This window comes from Gammaproteobacteria bacterium, assembly GCA_016200485.1.
Taxonomy (GTDB): Bacteria; Pseudomonadota; Gammaproteobacteria; order Tenderiales; family Tenderiaceae; genus JACQEP01.
This window is the reverse complement of the sequence record JACQEP010000016.1, coordinates 195,064-212,299: the sequence shown is the minus strand read 5'-3', so window position 1 is coordinate 212,299 and position 17,236 is coordinate 195,064. Positions and strand designations below refer to the sequence as shown.

15 protein-coding genes are annotated in these 17,236 nt (G+C 52.4%); 8 read left to right on the top strand and 7 right to left on the bottom strand.

Translation table 11 applies throughout. From position 1 onward, the window contains the following. Positions 1-63 precede the first annotated feature (63 nt). Both trxA and rho read left to right on the top strand, forming a co-directional pair. The gene (gene trxA, locus HY272_11050; GenBank protein ID MBI3773221.1) at positions 64-390 is read left to right on the top strand and encodes a thioredoxin TrxA; all 327 of its coding nucleotides are present in this window, start codon (positions 64-66) and stop codon (positions 388-390) included. Positions 391-637: 247 nt separating this feature from the next. Then, positions 638-1,897 carry a transcription termination factor Rho gene (gene rho / locus HY272_11045; GenBank protein MBI3773220.1) on the top strand — a complete coding sequence of 420 codons (1,260 nt, stop codon included), beginning with the start codon at positions 638-640 and terminating at the stop codon, positions 1,895-1,897. Between the two features lie 44 nt (positions 1,898-1,941). Here the strand turns inward: rho and HY272_11040 are convergent, their stop codons facing one another. The 5 genes from HY272_11040 to HY272_11020 all read right to left on the bottom strand — a co-directional run bounded on the left by HY272_11040 (position 1,942) and on the right by HY272_11020 (position 7,636). Then, a complete protein-coding gene (locus HY272_11040) occupies positions 1,942-4,458 on the bottom strand; it encodes a glycogen/starch/alpha-glucan phosphorylase (protein ID MBI3773219.1) in 2,517 nt (838 codons plus the stop codon). Between the two features lie 111 nt (positions 4,459-4,569). Then, positions 4,570-5,280 carry a response regulator transcription factor gene (locus tag HY272_11035; GenBank protein MBI3773218.1) on the bottom strand — a complete coding sequence of 237 codons (711 nt, stop codon included), beginning with the start codon at positions 5,278-5,280 and terminating at the stop codon, positions 4,570-4,572. Continuing rightward, complete coding sequence (locus tag HY272_11030) at positions 5,277-6,854, bottom strand: HAMP domain-containing histidine kinase (GenBank protein MBI3773217.1); 1,578 nt, start codon at positions 6,852-6,854, stop codon at positions 5,277-5,279. The genes HY272_11035 and HY272_11030 overlap by 4 nt, the downstream gene beginning before the upstream one ends. Before the next feature lie 102 nt (positions 6,855-6,956). Continuing rightward, positions 6,957-7,175, bottom strand: a complete 219-nt coding sequence (locus tag HY272_11025) for a hypothetical protein (GenBank protein ID MBI3773216.1) — start codon at positions 7,173-7,175, stop codon at positions 6,957-6,959. A gap of 236 nt (positions 7,176-7,411) precedes the next feature. After that, positions 7,412-7,636 carry a hypothetical protein gene (locus HY272_11020; GenBank protein MBI3773215.1) on the bottom strand — a complete coding sequence of 75 codons (225 nt, stop codon included), beginning with the start codon at positions 7,634-7,636 and terminating at the stop codon, positions 7,412-7,414. Between the two features lie 310 nt (positions 7,637-7,946). Here HY272_11020 and rpmE point away from each other — a divergent pair, with 310 nt between their 5' ends. The 5 genes from rpmE to HY272_10995 all read left to right on the top strand — a co-directional run bounded on the left by rpmE (position 7,947) and on the right by HY272_10995 (position 11,776). Next, positions 7,947-8,153, top strand: coding sequence for a 50S ribosomal protein L31 (gene rpmE / locus HY272_11015; GenBank protein MBI3773214.1), 207 nt, complete (start codon positions 7,947-7,949; stop codon positions 8,151-8,153). 8 nt (positions 8,154-8,161) lie between these two features. Next, positions 8,162-8,956 carry a thermonuclease family protein gene (locus HY272_11010; GenBank protein ID MBI3773213.1) on the top strand — a complete coding sequence of 265 codons (795 nt, stop codon included), beginning with the start codon at positions 8,162-8,164 and terminating at the stop codon, positions 8,954-8,956. A 57-nt stretch (positions 8,957-9,013) separates the two neighbouring features. Next, positions 9,014-10,399, top strand: coding sequence for an ATP-dependent RNA helicase DbpA (dbpA, locus tag HY272_11005; GenBank protein MBI3773212.1), 1,386 nt, complete (start codon positions 9,014-9,016; stop codon positions 10,397-10,399). 112 nt (positions 10,400-10,511) lie between these two features. Continuing rightward, a complete protein-coding gene (locus HY272_11000) occupies positions 10,512-11,147 on the top strand; it encodes a DUF599 domain-containing protein (protein MBI3773211.1) in 636 nt (211 codons plus the stop codon). A 158-nt stretch (positions 11,148-11,305) separates the two neighbouring features. Further along, the gene (locus HY272_10995) at positions 11,306-11,776 is read left to right on the top strand and encodes an Hsp20 family protein (GenBank protein ID MBI3773210.1); all 471 of its coding nucleotides are present in this window, start codon (positions 11,306-11,308) and stop codon (positions 11,774-11,776) included. A 259-nt stretch (positions 11,777-12,035) separates the two neighbouring features. Here HY272_10995 and HY272_10990 read toward each other — a convergent pair whose 3' ends face one another. Further along, entirely contained in the window at positions 12,036-12,905 is an 870-nt protein-coding gene (locus tag HY272_10990) for a hypothetical protein (protein MBI3773209.1), read from the bottom strand. 458 nt (positions 12,906-13,363) lie between these two features. Here HY272_10990 and HY272_10985 point away from each other — a divergent pair, with 458 nt between their 5' ends. Further along, positions 13,364-14,680: an HlyC/CorC family transporter gene (locus HY272_10985; protein MBI3773208.1), complete on the top strand. Its 1,317-nt coding sequence runs from the start codon at positions 13,364-13,366 to the stop codon at positions 14,678-14,680. 730 nt (positions 14,681-15,410) lie between these two features. Here the strand turns inward: HY272_10985 and HY272_10980 are convergent. Then, positions 15,411-16,118, bottom strand: a complete 708-nt coding sequence (locus tag HY272_10980) for a PEP-CTERM sorting domain-containing protein (protein MBI3773207.1) — start codon at positions 16,116-16,118, stop codon at positions 15,411-15,413. Positions 16,119-17,236: the final 1,118 nt, after the last annotated feature.

The following is a 17,236-nucleotide window of genomic DNA, read 5'->3' as shown; positions in this document are numbered from 1 at the left end:
TTCTGTAATTTAACCCGGGTTTAGGGGCGTTTTACGCCCACGCCTGACGTGGAGGTAATGTAAGTGAGTGGTAATATTGTATATGTGACCGATGCCAGTTTCGATGGCGATGTACTTAAGGCGGGCGGGCCAGTGTTGGTGGATTTCTGGGCCGACTGGTGTGGCCCGTGCAAAATGATTGCGCCGATTCTGGATGAAATTGCGACCGAATATGAGGGCAAGGTAAAAATTGCCAAACTCAATATCGATGAAAATCCAGGCACGCCACCTAAATTCGGAATTCGCGGTATCCCAACGTTAATGCTGTTCAAGGATGGCAATGTCGAAGCGACCAAGGTGGGCGCGGTGTCCAAATCGCAATTGACTGCTTTTCTCGATAGCAATATCTGAGATAAAACTCGAAGGGGGCTGTGTCCGGCGAGGGGGCTTCTGAAAAATCAGTAGATTTTTGGAGCTTCCCCTAAAGTTACGCTGGACGCGGTCGAATTAGATGTGGTAGGGTGCAGGAAATTAGTTACAAAGAATTTCTTGTCCCTCGGGCATCGGACCACTCAATCCAACAAATTCCTGTCGGGCCTGGCGGCCCGCATCTGTAAACCTCCTCAATATTCTTTTTCTGGTAGCCAACTCAAAAAATATGAATCTGACTGAACTGAAACAAAAACCCGTCGTTGAACTAATCGAACTCGCAGAATCCATGGGCCTTGAAGGCATGGCCCGCATGCGCAAACAGGATGTCATTTTTGCCATCCTCAAGGGCCATGCCAAGAAGGGTGAATCCATTTTTGGTGATGGTGTCCTGGAAATCCTCCAGGATGGATTTGGGTTCCTGCGTTCCGCCGATAGTTCGTACCTGGCCGGCCCTGACGACATCTATGTCTCGCCCAGTCAGATCCGCCGCTTTAACCTGCGGACGGGTGACACCGTTGCCGGCAAGATTCGCCCGCCGAAAGAAGGCGAGCGTTATTTCGCGCTGCTGAAGGTCGATGAAATCAATTTTGAGCCGCCAGAAAATGCCAAGAACAAGGTGTTGTTTGAAAATCTGACGCCCTTGTTTGCGACCAAGCGTTTTTCCATGGAGCAGGGGAATGGTTCAACCGAAGACTTGACTGCTCGCGTCATCGAATTGGTGTCGCCGATCGGTAAAGGTCAGCGCGGCATGATTGTGTCGCCGCCCAAGGCGGGTAAGACGATGATGTTGCAGAACATTGCCCAGTCCATCGCGGCCAAGCATCCGGAGTGTTATCTCATCGTGTTGCTGATCGACGAGCGTCCGGAAGAAGTGACCGAAATGCAGCGCTCGGTGCGTGGCGAAGTGGTGTCGTCGACGTTCGACGAACCGGCCAGCCGTCACGTTCAAGTGGCGGAAATGGTCATTGAAAAGGCCAAACGTCTGGTCGAGCACAAGCGCGACGTGGTGATTCTGCTGGATTCGATTACCCGTCTGGCGCGTGCGTATAACACCGTGATTCCATCATCGGGCAAGGTACTGACCGGCGGTGTCGATGCCAATGCATTGCATCGGCCGAAGCGCTTTTTCGGCGCTGCACGTAACATCGAAGAAGGTGGTTCGCTGACGATCATCGCCACGGCGCTGATCGAAACCGGTTCGCGTATGGACGATGTGATTTACGAAGAGTTCAAAGGTACCGGTAACATGGAGTTGCACCTGGAGCGCCGGATCGCCGAGAAACGCATTTATCCAGCCATCAATATCAATCGCTCCGGCACTCGCCGCGAGGAATTGCTCACCAGTACGGAAGATTTGCAAAAGATGTGGATCCTGCGCAAGCTGCTGCACTCGATGGATGAGCTGGCGGCGATGGAGTTCCTGCTCGACAAGCTGAAGGATACCAAGACCAATGCTGAATTCTTTGATGCGATGAAACGCGGATAATTCGGAAAATCAAAAAAAGCGGCGCTGGAGACAGCGCCGCTTTTTTATTTGGCGGCGATAACTGGTTGGCTGCCCTGCGTGAGGGTGACTTCAACCGGATGGGTTTGCCAGACTTCAGAGGCATACTCGCGTATCGTGCGGTCGCTGGAGAACTTACCCATATTGGCGGTGTTGAGTATCGCCTTGGTGGTCCAGGCGTCGGCATCGCGGTAGAGTTGTGCCGCCTGTTGCTGGCAGGCGACATAGCTAGCATAGTCAGCAAGCACCAGGAAACGATCCCCTTCGGTCGTCAATGCCTCGACGATAGGCTTATGCAATCCGTTATCGAATTGTGAAAAGAAACCATTGCCGATCATGTCCAGCGCTTCTTTGAGTTCGCTATTGCCGTGGTAATAATCCCACGGGTTGTAACCGCTGTTGTGCAGGGCGGCGACTTCAGTGGTCGTCATGCCGAAGATAAAGATATTGTCCTCGCCGACTTCTTCTCTGATTTCGACATTGGCGCCATCGAGCGTGCCGATGGTGAGCGCGCCGTTGAGCGCGAATTTCATATTGCCGGTGCCGGAAGCTTCTGTGCCTGCGGTTGAGATCTGCTCTGAGAGGTCGCAGGCGGGGACGATTTTTTCCGCCAGCGAGACGTTGTAATTCGGCAAAAATACTACTTTTAGTTTGTTGCCAACTGCCGGGTCATTGTTAACCACGTCCGCGACATCATTGATCAGTTTGATAATGCGTTTGGCCAAGAAGTAACCAGGTGCTGCTTTGCCGGCGAAAATAACCGTGCGCGGCACAATGTCGGCCTGCCGATTGTGACGAATGCGATTGTAAATGGTGATGACATGCAACACATTGAGCAGTTGCCGTTTGTACTCGTGGATACGTTTGACCTGGATATCGAACATCGAGCCGGTATTGACCTCGATGCCGGTGCGTTCCTTGATTAACGCGGCAAGACGTTCTTTGTTGGCGCGCTTTATGCCAGCAAATACTCTGTGAAACTCGGGATTATGGGCCAAGGGAGCCAGTTTTTTTAATTGATCGAGATCGGTGACCCATTGCGATCCGATATGACGCGTAATCAGTTTGGCCAGTTCGGGGTTGGCCAGACACAACCAGCGCCGCGGCGTGATGCCATTGGTCTTGTTAATCAGTTTGCCGGGGAAGTAATGGTCGAAGTCGGCAAAAATGGATTCCTTCATTAATTTGGTATGCAACGCCGCAACGCCGTTGACTTTGTGGCTGCCGACGACGGCCAGATGGCCCATGCGTATCCGCTTGCTGCCGTTCTCGCTGACGATGGACATCCGACGCAGTAGATCGACATCACCGGGATGGCGATGCATCACGGCATGGAGGAAGCGATGGTTGATTTCATAAATGATTTGCAAGTGACGGGGCAGCAGTTTTTCCAGAGTCGCTACCGGCCATGTCTCCAGCGCCTCGGGCAGGAGGGTGTGATTGGTGTAGCCAAAAGTGCGCGTGGTGATGCCCCAGGCATGCTCCCAGGTCATGTGGTGCACATCGATCAGCAGCCGCATCAATTCTGGGATCGACAATACGGGATGCGTATCATTGAGCTGGATAGCGACTTTGTCCGCCAGATTATCGAAGGTGTCGTGATATTTGCGATGCCGGTAGAGAATGTCTTGCAGCGAGGCGCTGACAAAGAAATATTGTTGTTTCAATCGCAGTTCGCGCCCGACGACAGTGGTGTCGTCCGGATATAACACCTTGGATAAATTCTCGGATTCGTTTTTGTCTTCGACGGCCTTGATGTAATTGCCTTCATTGAAATATTTCAGATTGAAGTCGCGCGTCGATTTTGCCGACCAGAGCCGCATGTTGTTGACGGTGCTGTTGCCATATCCGGGTACCGGCGTGTCATAGGCCATGGCCATGACTTCATCGGTATCGACCCAGCTGAAGCGCTGCTGGCCTTTTTCGTCATTGTACGAAATGACCCGGCCGTTAAATTTGACGGGGTACAGCACTTCAGCGCGCGGAAACTCCCAGGGGTTGCCGTAACGCAACCAATTTTCCGGATGTTCGATCTGATGACCTTGATCGATGGTCTGAGTGAAGATCCCGTATTCATAACGGATGCCGTAGCCATAGCCGGGAATGCCGAGCGAGGCCATTGAATCCAGAAAACACGCCGCCAATCGTCCGAGGCCACCATTACCCAGCGCGGCGTCGTTTTCCATTTCCTGAATCTCTTCCAGACGCACGCCGACCTCGTGCAAGGCATTCACAAAAGGATCGTGGATACCAAGATTGATCAGGCCATTGGTCAGGGTGCGGCCGATCAAGAATTCAAGCGACAGGTAATAAACACGTTTGGCGTCAGCGCGATAATAGCTGCGCATGGTTTCCATCCACCGTTCCATCAGCCGGTCGCGCACCGTCCAGGCGGCGACATGAAACCAGTCGCGCGGCGTGGCGGTGTAGAGATCCTTGCCCGCGGAATATTCGAGGCGGTTGGCCAGTGAATGTTTGAGCGATTCCTGGTCCAGGCCCAGGTAATCGTACTTGAGCTGTTGCCGATGTTGATAGTCGTTCATAGGGTCCCCAATGCGGATCTTTGTTCGTCCTTTCACTACTCACTATAGGACAGAGATGATGTTTAGATAAGCGGCTGATTAATAGCAGGCTTTAATGTAAACGATTGTTGCTTAAAGGGTGTGAGAGATTGTGGCGGCGGATTGCTCAACAAGTTTATAACCGCTGCCATAAACAGTAATTAAATAAAGGGGATTGGCGGGGTCCGGTTCGATCTTCTTGCGCAGGCGGACGATGAAATTATCAATGGTGCGGGTAGTGATTTCTCCCTGGTGGCCCCAGACATGGTTTAGCAGATCGTCGCGTGAAACCACCTGGCCGCGATGCTCGGTCAGGTAGCGCAATAATTCCAATTCCTTGGCGCTGATCTCAAGGGGCTGGTGGTTGCGCATCAAGGTGTGGCGCTCGAAGTCGACCATCGCCACGCCGACCATGATGCCCCCCGTCGGCGGTGATTCGAGCACGCGCAGACGGGCGTGGATGCGGGCCAACAACTCGCGCAAACTAAAGGGTTTAACGACGTAATCGTCAGCGCCAACCTCGAAGCCCAGCAGCTTGTCGTGCTCCTCACCGCGAGCAGTGAGCATGATGATGGGTTGGCGAAGGCCATGACGCCGCAATTGGCGGCAGAGGCTGATGCCGTCGCCATCGGGCAGCATCACATCCAGCAGGATCAAATCCGGCCGGTGGGCCAGCGCCTGGTCACGTCCCTCTTTGGCTGTGCCTGCGGTGAGTACCCGATAGCCTTCGATTTCGAGATTGTCCTTCAATCCAGTGAGCAGGCCACGGTCATCTTCAACAATCAGGATGGCAGGTGTTTTCATGGCGAAGTAGGTTGTTTCACTGGAAATATGACCGTAGCCCGTAGTCCCTGGTTCCCGGCGGCATGCTCAAGCAGGAAATTCGCATTATGAGCCTGTGCAATCTGATCGACCACCGCCAACCCAAGGCCGCTGCCGCTGTCAGGGGGGAGGCTATGGCCGCGCTCGAAGGGTTGCCGCAGACGATCGCGTTCGGAAACCGGGATGCCTGGGCCGTAATCAGACACGCTCAACTCTACAGTATCATCCTTGGTATGGAGGCCGATTTCGATACGCCCGCCTTGTTGGCCAAACTTGATGGCGTTATCAAGCAGATTGAGCAGAATCTGTCGGATGCCGCCACGATCATGCGCGACAGCGGGTAGCGAGTTGTCGCAGTTGATGTGTAACGCCAGTCCCATGTCATCGAGCCGGTAACGATAGTCGGCAATCACGCCCCCGACAGTCGTTGCAAGGTCAATATCATTGAGTTGATACAAGGGCGTCTGGCGAGTTTGGCGGGAGAAATTGAGTACGTTGTCGATCATATCGCTGAGCCGTTCGGATTCGCGCAGAATGGTGCGATGATATTCGTGTTGCTTGTCAGGGTCGGCCAGACGGCGCAGATAAAGCGTCTCGGCAAACATGCGGATCAATGCCAATGGCGTTTTGAGTTCGTGCGAAACATTGGCAATAAAACGATTCCGCAAATTGACCAAGGCATGTTCGCGCATTAACTCACGCCAAACGGCAAACGTAGTAATCATCAAGGTGATGATTACCGCGGTGGTAATCATCAGCACCAGGGTTTGATCGCGACGCAGATTTTCAGCTTGTAGTGCGGGATTGGCCTTAAAAACCAGTGTCCAGCCTGGCAAGGCGCGATTCACCGGCCAGTTGAGGGCATCGTCGTCCCACGGCGAGTCCGGCCCCGCCAGTGTAATCGTGCCCGGTTGTTTATGATTGAACTCCTGCAACATCGGATCGATATAGCGAGCGAACATCACGCTGGCGTCAAAATGCATCAGAATCCAGCCTTCGTCATGATCCAGTTCGTTAACCCGCTGAATGGCGAAAATCGCCAGTTGTCCATCGATTTGCTCAGCGAAAACACGCCACAGCGCGTTTGAATCCTTGGTTTTGGTGTGTTCAAGCGCAGCCCTGTCGGCCATCCAGTGCGTCAAAGCGATTTGTTCAGGTGTTGTGGCCAGAGGAAAGCTATGACGAATCCGCATATCATTGCCCAGCAGAATGATTTCCCTGACTTCGGGATAAGTCTTGGCGATTTGCTGTAAACGATTAGCCTCAACGCGGTCGATCGGAATGTTTTTCAGCCCTAAAAAAGGAGGGCGCATGGCGCCGATCAGCGCCTGTTCGATGCGGCTGGCAAGCAAGGCGACTGTTTGCGATTGTGATTCGCGCAAGGTCTGTTCGAGTAGATGACGCTGATTTTTCAGCAGCTGGAAGGTGAATCCCGCCAGCGCCAACATCGCCAGCAGCATTGCACTGAGCAAGGTGATGGAGGTGCGCATGCGCAACCGGCTGCGGCTGGTGGAAGGCGCAGTAATGGCATGCATGGCGGAATCTGAGTGACGCAAACGAAAGCATCCTAGGGGTGAGGCGTTGTGTGTAGTGTAGCGCATAAAAAAATCCCAGCCAGAGGCGGGGATTTGAGCTTATTCTTACGTTAGATCAGCAGATCAGTTGGCCGGAGCGTTATGCTTGGCTTTGTGATGACTCTTATTGTGTTTTTCGACACAGGACTTAACAAATTCGTCCATTTTGTCGGCAGCGATTTGCTTTTTCTCTGCGCGAGTCTTGCAGACTTCTTCCGCTGATTTTTTCGGGGCAGCCATGGTCGGCATAGCGAACGCGGATAATAGAGCAGCGGCAGATACCAGGGCGATGATTTTTTTCATGAATTACTCCTTTACTGGGTTGGGTACGATATTAGTTCGCGGCAGAAACCGTGTATGAGAACGGGCATCACGGCATCGATTGCGAAGACTAAGTGAAAGTCATTGCTGCGACAAAACGCTAAGTTGCGTGGATGCCCCGTGGCAATCGATCCGCCGATCTGGCCAGGAAAAAACCCCGCCAGTGATAGCGGGGTCAAGACACACGAGGAACAACAACTATGCGTAAAACGCTTAATTTACTTGCCAGCCGGCTTCGCAGGAGCGCTAGCCTTGGTATGCTTCTCGACGCAGGTTTTGATGTAAGCGTCCATCTTGTCAGCAGAAACCTTGTCTTTCTCAGCCATGGCTTTACACATTTCTTCAGGGGTCTTCTTCTCAGCGGCCTTGTCGGCGGCCATGCCAGGCATAGCGAACATAGACAGCAGGGCGGCGGCAGAGGCAAATGCAACAATCTTCTTCATAAACTATTCTCCAGGTGATGATGTTGATTCGATACAAATCGGGAAATCCCCGACGAACTAGACTTTAGTGGAGTTGTGGCGGGTTGCGAATCACAGTCTTGTCGACGAATGTAAAAGATTGTCATCACTTCAAGGCTGATGGGTGGATATTTTTCACATAATAATCAATCGGTTATTTTGTAAATGGCGGGAATGCCAGTCCCGGCCCCGGCGCAGGGCTTGCTGTAAGGGGTGGATTTTTGTATGATGCGCGGCTATTTCGCGGATTCCCGGTGCGGGAACCAACATCCTAGGTACGAGAGGTCGAGTTATGAAAGAAGGTATTCATCCCAATTATGAAACGGTTAAGGTGAATTGCAGCTGCGGCGCCGCCTTTGAAACCCGTTCCACCTTGGGTCGTAAAGATTTGCACCTGGATGTATGCTCCAGCTGCCATCCGTTCTTCACCGGCAAGCAAAAGATGGTGGATACCGCTGGCCGCGTCGACAAATTCCGTCAGAAGTACGGGAAGAAGTAAATCCCGTAATGCTGTCAGTAATCAGTCCGAAAAGGGCGTCCCAGTGGGGCGCCCTTTTTGTTTTATGGTGCGGTGCCAGCGGGATCGCGGCCGCCGCCGCGACAGTATGTGCCCCGTATCTAGTCGACGAGTGGGTCGAGGTCGACCATGTGCATGATGGCGATACTTTCAAATTGGTCGATGGCCGCAGCGTGCGGCTGATCGGGGTCAATACGCCGGAGCTGGAGCGGCAGGGCAAGCCCGCCGAACGTTTTGGCGACGAGGCCAGGGTCAGCCTGACCAAAATGCTGGCTGAAAATCCGCAGGTTGGGTTGCGCTATGACCAGGAACGGCGTGATCGTTACGGCCGCACCCTCGCCCATGTCTATTTGCCAGACCGGCGCACGGTCGAAGAACGGTTGTTGGCGGATGGGTTGGGCGCGGCGATCGTAGTGCCACCCAATGACTTGAATCTTGATTGTTACCATGCGGCAGAACAGACGGCGCGCGCCGAGAAAAAAGGTATTTGGTCGCTGCCGCGGTATCGGGGTCTGGCCACCACCGACCCCAAGCTCGGCCCTGGCTTTCAAGTGATAGAAGGCAAGGTAGAGCGTGTCAGCAATCGGAAGCGGGACATGTATTTAGAGTTCCCGGGTTCCGTGGTGGCACGCATCGAGTCAAGGGACCTGCGCTTCTTTAAAGACAAATGGCAGCCGGAGCAGTTGCGGGGCAAAACCTTGCGCGTGCGTGGCTGGATGTCACGCAAGGAAGGAAAGTTGCAGATGCGATTGCAGCATCCGGCGACGGTCGAGATTATTAAATAACACGTGCTTGAGGGCGTACGCCCTGTGCATTCATTCGAGGCTCCTCAGGTAACCGCTATGACTACAACATCTTTCTCTACACTGGGCTTAGACTCCGCCTTGCTGGCCAATATTGAATCCATGGGTTATCAGGCAATGACGCCGATTCAAGCGCAAAGCGTACCGATTATGTTGCAGGGCACAGACCTCATTGCCCAGGCAGAGACCGGCAGCGGCAAGACGGCGGCGTTTGGTATTGGCCTGCTCACGCGGTTGAATGCGCGCGACTTCAACGTTCAAGCCTTGGTGTTATGCCCGACGCGTGAACTTGCCGACCAGGTGAGCAAGGAGATCCGGCGTCTGGCGACGTACATCCCGAACGTAAAACTGCTCACGCTGTGCGGTGGCGTGCCCTCCGGCCCGCAGTTGGGCTCGTTGGAGCACGGCGCGCATATCATCGTCGGCACACCGGGGCGGGTGCTTAAACATTTGCGCAAGGGTGCGCTCAAGTTGGATCGATTGAAAGTGTTGGTGTTGGATGAGGCGGATCGCATGCTCGACATGGGCTTTTACGATGACATCGCCGAAGTTGTCGCTGCCACGCCCGGCCAGCGCCAAACCTTGCTGTTTTCTGCCACTTATCCGGATGCAATTAAACAAGTCAGCGCATCGATGCAGAATAACCCGAGCCGGGTCAGTGTTGAGGCCACGCACACCTCGACCAAGATCGAGCAAGTGTTTTATGAAGTGAGCAGCAACAGCCATCGCCTCGCGGCGCTGGTCACGCTATTAGGCCATTATCATCCGGCGTCATGCGCCATCTTTTGCAACACCAAACTGCAATGCCAGGAGATCGCCGATACGCTGCAAGCCAAAGGCTTTAGCGCGCTGGCGCTGCATGGTGACCTGGAACAAAAAGATCGCGATCAAGTGTTGGTACGTTTTTCCAACAAGAGCTGTTCAATTCTGGTTGCAACCGACGTCGCCGCGCGTGGACTTGATATCAAAGACCTGGAAGCCGTGATCAATTTTGAATTGAGTCAAGATCCGGAAGTACACATCCATCGCATCGGGCGCACCGGTCGCGCCGGAAAAGCAGGGCTGGCTTTAAGTCTGTATACCGCCGCCGAATCGTATCGTGTCAATGCCATCGAAGATTATCAAAAAAGCCCGGTCACCATCGCTGCCATCGACACCTTGCAAGTCAATAACAAGCATGATCTCAAGCCACCGATGGTCACGCTGTGCATCGAAGGCGGACGCAAAGGCAAAGTGCGTGCGGGCGATATCCTCGGCGCGTTGACCGGCGAATCCGGCATCGCCGGAAGTCAGGTGGGTAAGATCGACATCTTTGATCACCAAGCCTATGTTGCTATCGAGCGTTCCGTGGCGAATCAGGCGCTGCAGCAACTCACAACGGGAAAAATCAAGGGGCGGTATTTCAAGGCGCAAAAGATTCAGTAATCGTTAATGGTAGGCTGTAAAGACGCTCTATCGTGGGCATGATTAACGAATTAAAGTAAAGTATTAAAGGATCCCATCCCTTTATCGTAAGGAACAACACATAATGGATTTTATGCGCGCGATTGAATTCGGATTAAGTCCATTGGCCTTGTTGCTCTTGGTTTTTTATCATGTTCATCTCTACCGCAAAGTGCGTTTAACACCACTGGCGACTGCCATCGGTGCTGCCGACGAGGTCCGTGCTCGTTGGGTTGAGGACGTCATCGCGCGCAAGCGCGACATCCTGGCAGTGCAAACCTTGCGCAATTGGACGATGGCCTCGACCTTTCTTGCTTCAGCTGCCATTCTGATTGCGCTCGGTGTTTTCAATCTTGCCCTCACTGCCGACAGGCAAGGAGAATTGGCCGGTCTGTTGCATCGGGTGGAGGCAGTGGCTCCTGCGTTGTGGCTGGAAAAGCTGATGCTTCTCGCGATCGATTTTTTCTTTGCCTTTTTTAATTTCACATTGGCAATTCGTTACTACAACCACGCCTGTTTTGCACTCACAGTACCGCCACGAGAAGATGTGCCGGATGTCGGTGCGGAGAGCGCCAGACGCTTGCTGGAGCGTGGTGCCCGTCACTATACGTTGGGGATGCGAGGTTTTTATCTGGCCATTCCGCTGACGCTATGGTTGCTGGGTCCGGTGTGGTTTCTTGTCGGTAGCATAGTCTTGCTGCTGGTGTTGCGCCCCATTGATCGGGCGTAACGTAACGCATTAAGGGTTCTGCTCCCTCTCTCCTGCAAGATCAACGCTTGAAATTCTTTTCCCCGCCCACATTTTTATTGATGTGGGCATGGGGCTAATCGGCGCATGCTCACCTAACTAGTTGATTATTTTCATATCGCTTCAAAGGAGGATATGCCATGACCACAATCGATTTAACACCCCTGTATCGCAACAGCGTTGGCTTTGATCGCCTGGCCTCATTATTGGAAGGCGCCTTCCACGCCGAACAAACTGCCCCCGGTTACCCGCCATACAACATCGAAGTGCTTGATGAAAACCGTTACGCCATCACCCTCGCCGTCGCCGGGTTTGCCGACACCGAGATTGATATTCAGGTCGAGCGCGGCATGTTAAGCATTAAAGGCAGAAAGGCCGACGACAATCAAAAACGCAATTATCTGCATCATGGCATCGCCACCCGTGCCTTTGAGCGCAAATTCAATCTCGCGGATCATGTTGAAGTCACCGGCGCCAAACTGCAAAACGGATTGCTGACCGTGGATCTGAAACGCGTGATCCCCGAAGCAATGAAACCAAAACGCATCGAGATCAACGCGGGGGGCGCCACGCCTATTGAGGGGCAGGCGGAGTCAGTTAAAGCGGCATAAAAAAAGCGGGGGCGGTTACGTCCCCGCTTATCTTCAACTTACCACAGTAAGGAATATTTCTCGATAAAGTGTTAAGGGCCTTGCCACCTTTAATTCTTCTCAACCCATCACATCAAGCCGCGCTTGCTATGCTCCATCTCTGTGCCAATGTGGAAGCAGGTGTTCCCGTTATGGAGTTACGTCGATGGCAAAGATTCGGTGATACCCAGCGTTTGCGGGATATGGATATGGGGCGCAAACTTTCGGCCGGATAATCTCTTTAATCTGTAATGTATTGCAGAAATTTCTCTCTTTTAGTCTCATTTCCGGAAGTATCCCTATATATCAACTCATCAGAATCAAAATCATATTCTGGGATATTCGGATCACGCCATTTTGAAAGAAAAAACTGATAGAAAGGATGGAACAGACTGCTTTGGTTTGGAGAATGTTTAAATATATATTCCGGCATGTCCTGTCCACTCAGGCCAGCGTGATAATACTTCATAAACATATAATCTCCGAGGATAACAAGCTTAAGAAATGGCGTCTCCTCGTACAACTTCAGTCTTATATTTTTCTGGAGAGATTTGAGGTTTTTCAAAAAATCAATGCTCTTGGCGATCTGATTCCTGAAACGTTCAGGTGTTACGTCAGGATTGGGGATGCTCTTTGCGCGGAAGTTTGCCCCTTCGCTAGAGGGATTCAGGAGCATTATCTTCGCTTCACGGCAATTCTGTATTATCTGATGTAGATCCCCTTCCTGGGTTACGAATGTATCGAAGCCCGTTGAGCCAATTAACAACACATCTTTTGCAATGCCATGTTCTTCTTTAAGTTTTTTCGCTCGCTTTTTCGAGCGAAGACTTTCTGCATGTGCTACAAGCACAAGGCCCATATCAACAGTAGCCATTCTAGAGAATTTCCTATCTTTCCAGCTCATCCCTAAAAAGTTTAGAAAAATGATCAGCAGTATTGCAAACACAATTTCCACGGAAATAGGGAACACCTTTTCGCTTTCGATAAGTGACCAATAGGTTAGGTAATTGTCTGCAACAAATTTACCTGTGTAAGGCAGCGATAGGGCAATAGCAGCGCTCAAGGCTAATATTGAAATATGGTGGATGATAGTTGTTACATTTTTAAACATACCTACCTCCTATGCGGGTTTCTGATGATTATTGATACCCGCAAGAAAATGACACTCTGATTTGACTGGCGTGTTGCGATTAAATTCAGATAACCGCTCGAATTAAGCGGTTAGCACGGTTTTATTGAGCCAGTCTGATATCCGCCAATGCAAGAATAATTATAGTCAGTTAAATATATATGTCGCTCGATAGATGAAGGTAAGTCAAGAGGCCAAGCAATAGGCACGTGACGAACAGGTTTAGGAATGTTCTTTCACGCTGGTGCAATGAGAGATCAATGTTGGAATGTTAGAAGTGCCCCGGGCCGCGTGCTGATGGTTTATTGAGAGGATTAAGGGCTCCGACCCGAATGGCACTTAAAACAGTCGCTGTAGCGCCTCGTGTAATATATAGCCCCGTGCCTCGGACTACCGTTCGTGAGCCGCTTCTTTTCATTGTCTATTCCGGAAACTGCCCCATGGAAATTCTGATCCTCGCTGCCCTGATCCTGTTGAATGGCGCATTTGCCATGTCCGAGATCGCGCTCATCGCCGCCCGCCGCCTGCGCTTGGCCCGTCTGGCGGAGGCGGGTGACTGCTCCGCCGCGATGGCCATCAAACTGGGCGAGGAGCCGACCCGCTTCCTCTCCACCATCCAGATCGGCATCACCTCCATCGGCATCCTCAACGGCATCGTCGGCGAGGCCGCCCTGGCGGAGCCGTTTGCGCTCTGGCTTCAGGAGCTTGGCTTCGAACAGCGGCCCAGCGAGATCGGCGCCACAGTGCTGGTAGTGGTGGTCATCACCTATATCTCGATTGTTGTCGGCGAGCTGGTGCCCAAGCGCATCGGCCAGATGGATCCCGAACGCATCGCCTGCTTGGTGGCGCGCCCCATGAATGCCCTGGCCGTTGCTTCGCGCCCGTTTGTGTGGCTGCTGATGCGCTCGACCGCTCTGCTACTGCGGCTGCTCGGCACCCGCGACCTGGGGGCGCAGGGGGTGACCGAGGAGGAAATCCACGCCATGCTGGAAGAGGGGTCGGAGTCGGGCATCATCGATAAGAGTGAGCATGAGATGGTGCGTAATGTGTTCCGCCTCGATGACCGCCAGCTCGGCACCCTGATGGTGCCGCGTGCCGACATCGTCTGGCTCGACCTCAACCGTCCGCTGGAGGAGAACCTTGCCCGCATGGCGGAATCGGATCACTCCCGTTTCCCTGTCTGCCGCGGCGGCCTGGGTGACATCGTCGGTATCATCACCGCCAAGCAGCTTTTCAACCAGACCCTCAAGGGGGCCAGGGCCGATCTCACTTACCAGTTGCAGTCGGTCGTCTATGTGCCCGAGTCACTCACCGGCATGGAACTGCTCGAACAGTTCCGCGCCTCCAGCACCCATCTGGTCTTTGTCATCGACGAGTACGGCGAAGTGCAGGGCATGGTCACGCTCCACGATGTGCTGGAAGCAGTCACCGGCGAATTCAAATCGCACCATCTCGAAGACGCTTGGGCCGTACAGCGCGAGGATGGCTCCTGGCTGCTCGACGGACTGATCCCGATCCCCGAACTGAAGGATCGGCTGGCGCTGAAGAGCGTCCCCGAAGAGGAGCGCGGCCGCTATCACACCCTCAGCGGCATGGTGATGTGGCTGCTCGGCCACCTGCCGCGCACCGGCGACATCGTCACCTGGGAGGATTGGCGGCTGGAGGTGGTCGACCTCGATGGCAAGCGCATCGACAAGGTGCTCGCCCGCCACGCCCACGCGACTGATGTGACGGCCACGAGTGATAGTGAAGATTAAACGCAACTGAGTGATTGCCGAGCGATCAAAATGGATTGAGCTTTTGAGCCCTGCCATTACGTCTTACGCGTTAGTGCAATGGGAGATTAATGTTGGAATGTTGGAACTGATCCCGTTGTGGTGTTGCGCCCCCATTTATTTTTAACTCACCACCGGAAAGCATATGTCATAAAGTCCAAGATGTAGGGTGCGCTATGCGCACCCTACTTGTCTGGGTTGCCGAAAAGAGTGGAACCCAGTGTCTATATTCATGGTATTGTGGATTGGCGTCTGCTATTTTCGCCAGCGCTGGCTCATCTCATGCCAGACGGCGAAATACTCCGTAGTTACCGACGGAGGGATCACTTCCCTTTCTATCTCAGTATCTTGTGCAGTGTTGTCAGAAAATCATTGTCGGTTCCGTTAAACTGAGTTGTAATAACTAACCCGAAGATTTCCCATTCATTATTAGGAGTGAGCGCCATGGGCAAGGAACAAAAAAGTAATAAAGAGAGTAAAAAGAAGCCCGCCATGACTCCAAAAGAGAAAAAAGCGGCGAAGAAAAACAAGAATGAATCAAAATAACTTTTGGGCCAGTAGCGTCTTAGCTACGGTAGTTTAAGTTTTCACAAACGCGTTGCGCTTCCATCCGGCGCAATACGGCTTCGCCTATTGGCGCTCTGCCATTACGTCTTAGGCGCGTTGAAAAACTTGTGTTCTTCAAATTAGGGTTAATTGTCAGAGCAGTATGTCAGCCCGTCTTGGCGCTGCGAACTCTCTTGAACACAGGCAAGCATGCCAGCCCTAATCCAAGCAACGAGATTGCCGTCGGTTCCGGCACGCTGCTGTGAAAAGCACCAGCTCGCGCCAAGCCATTAAACGCGGTTCCCACAAACCCGTTTTCAGAGTTTGGATCAAACGTAAATTCAGTCGAACTCAAATAAATACCTTGCAGACCGGATATTTTGCCGTCAGCGATCGATAATAGGTCGCCAATCGACAATAATGGCCATGGATTGTTAGCCAAATACAAATCAAGATTTACTGCCGTATAGAGCGTCTGCAAGTTCGGTTCTACCGCAAAGAGGTCTGGAATCCGCCAGTCCACAGCAGGCAGAGTGTCAAGTGGCTCCCAATTCCATGGATTGGTTTTCTTGATATTCCCTCCGATCACGTCGGAGCGCTTGCCGTCTTTATCTTCCGTCCACTGTCGCCAATCCGTTGCGTTGGCTGGAGGATTTTCAAATTTTTCCCACTTCGCCTCATTAGTATTATTTTGCCTTTCTTCTGGAAGCGTAATTGCAGCACTTTCCTCAGTCCACCAGAACACAACTTTGCCTTTCGCCGGCACCAGTTCCCACACCGGGCTCGCCTCACCAACCCCCGCATAGGCAGAAAGCGCCAGCAAAACTCCGATTAATCTAAAGAACATGCGATAATTTTCTTGAAAACCGAACATGTTATTTCTCCTTGATTATTCTAACCGTCCGTCCAAATTCCCTTCGTTTCTTACTCATGCCGGACAAACCAAATAAAGTGACTACTCCCCGTTAATAGCCCGCTGATGCCACGGCATGACCCCCCATTACCTTGGCAATTATCAACAAGACAAACAAATGCAAACGCTGACCTTTCGCTTCTACATACCAAGGAACATGACATCATATTAGACGCGATCACCAAAATTGCTATCAGCAATATTTCACTGGCAATGAAAATGGACAACTTAGGGTTACATTCAAGTCATCGCTCTCAACTAGCAAATACTGCCACCAACGATGCCCATGTTTTCATAATGGCCAACGCCGCGCCAAACACGCAGCATCACGATTTCGACACCACTCATAAGCTGAGTAAATACCTACTTAGGACATCAAGATGCAGGATGTTTGGCTTGTGCACCCTGGGCTTCACGAAGTGAAACTCAGGGTGTACAGTTGTAGCCATCAATAACCCGGGTTTCGCAAAAAACGCTCAACCCAGGCTACGCTTACTATGTAGGGTGCGCCGACGACCGATCCCAACTCGTTTTGCCAGTTTTTCAGTATTACCTTTGGTTTGTCACAGATTGTTCAAATCATTCAAGGTAATTCGATCACACAAACATTTGGCTCAGCGTCAGAACCGGCGACGGATCCCTGCTTGTAAGGCAGATGTAGTCTCTTTAGGTAGGGCGGAAAAGCGTAGCGCCTTCCGCCGTATGTTCTCTTCAGGCCCATTTGAGGCGAAGGTGCGAGGTTTTTCTTGGGCTCGACAGTTCCAATAATCATTTGGCATGATGGGATTCATTTATGCAACTTCATGCGGCGGAAGGCGCTACGCTTTTCCGCCCTACCGTTACGCCTTACGCGTTTGCGCCGCATGAACCACCCTCCGATGCAACGCGGCTACCGCCTTATTGCACCCTACTCCATCATCACCCGTACAGTTACTTCCCGCCCCTCTTCACCTCAATCTTCAACAACGGACTCGTTGCACCGAATAATCCCATCTGTTTTTGCTGCATGCGCCACTGGAAGGGATAGATGCCGGGTTCGTTTGGCGTCTGGATGTCGAAGCGCGTAGGGCGGAAAGCGC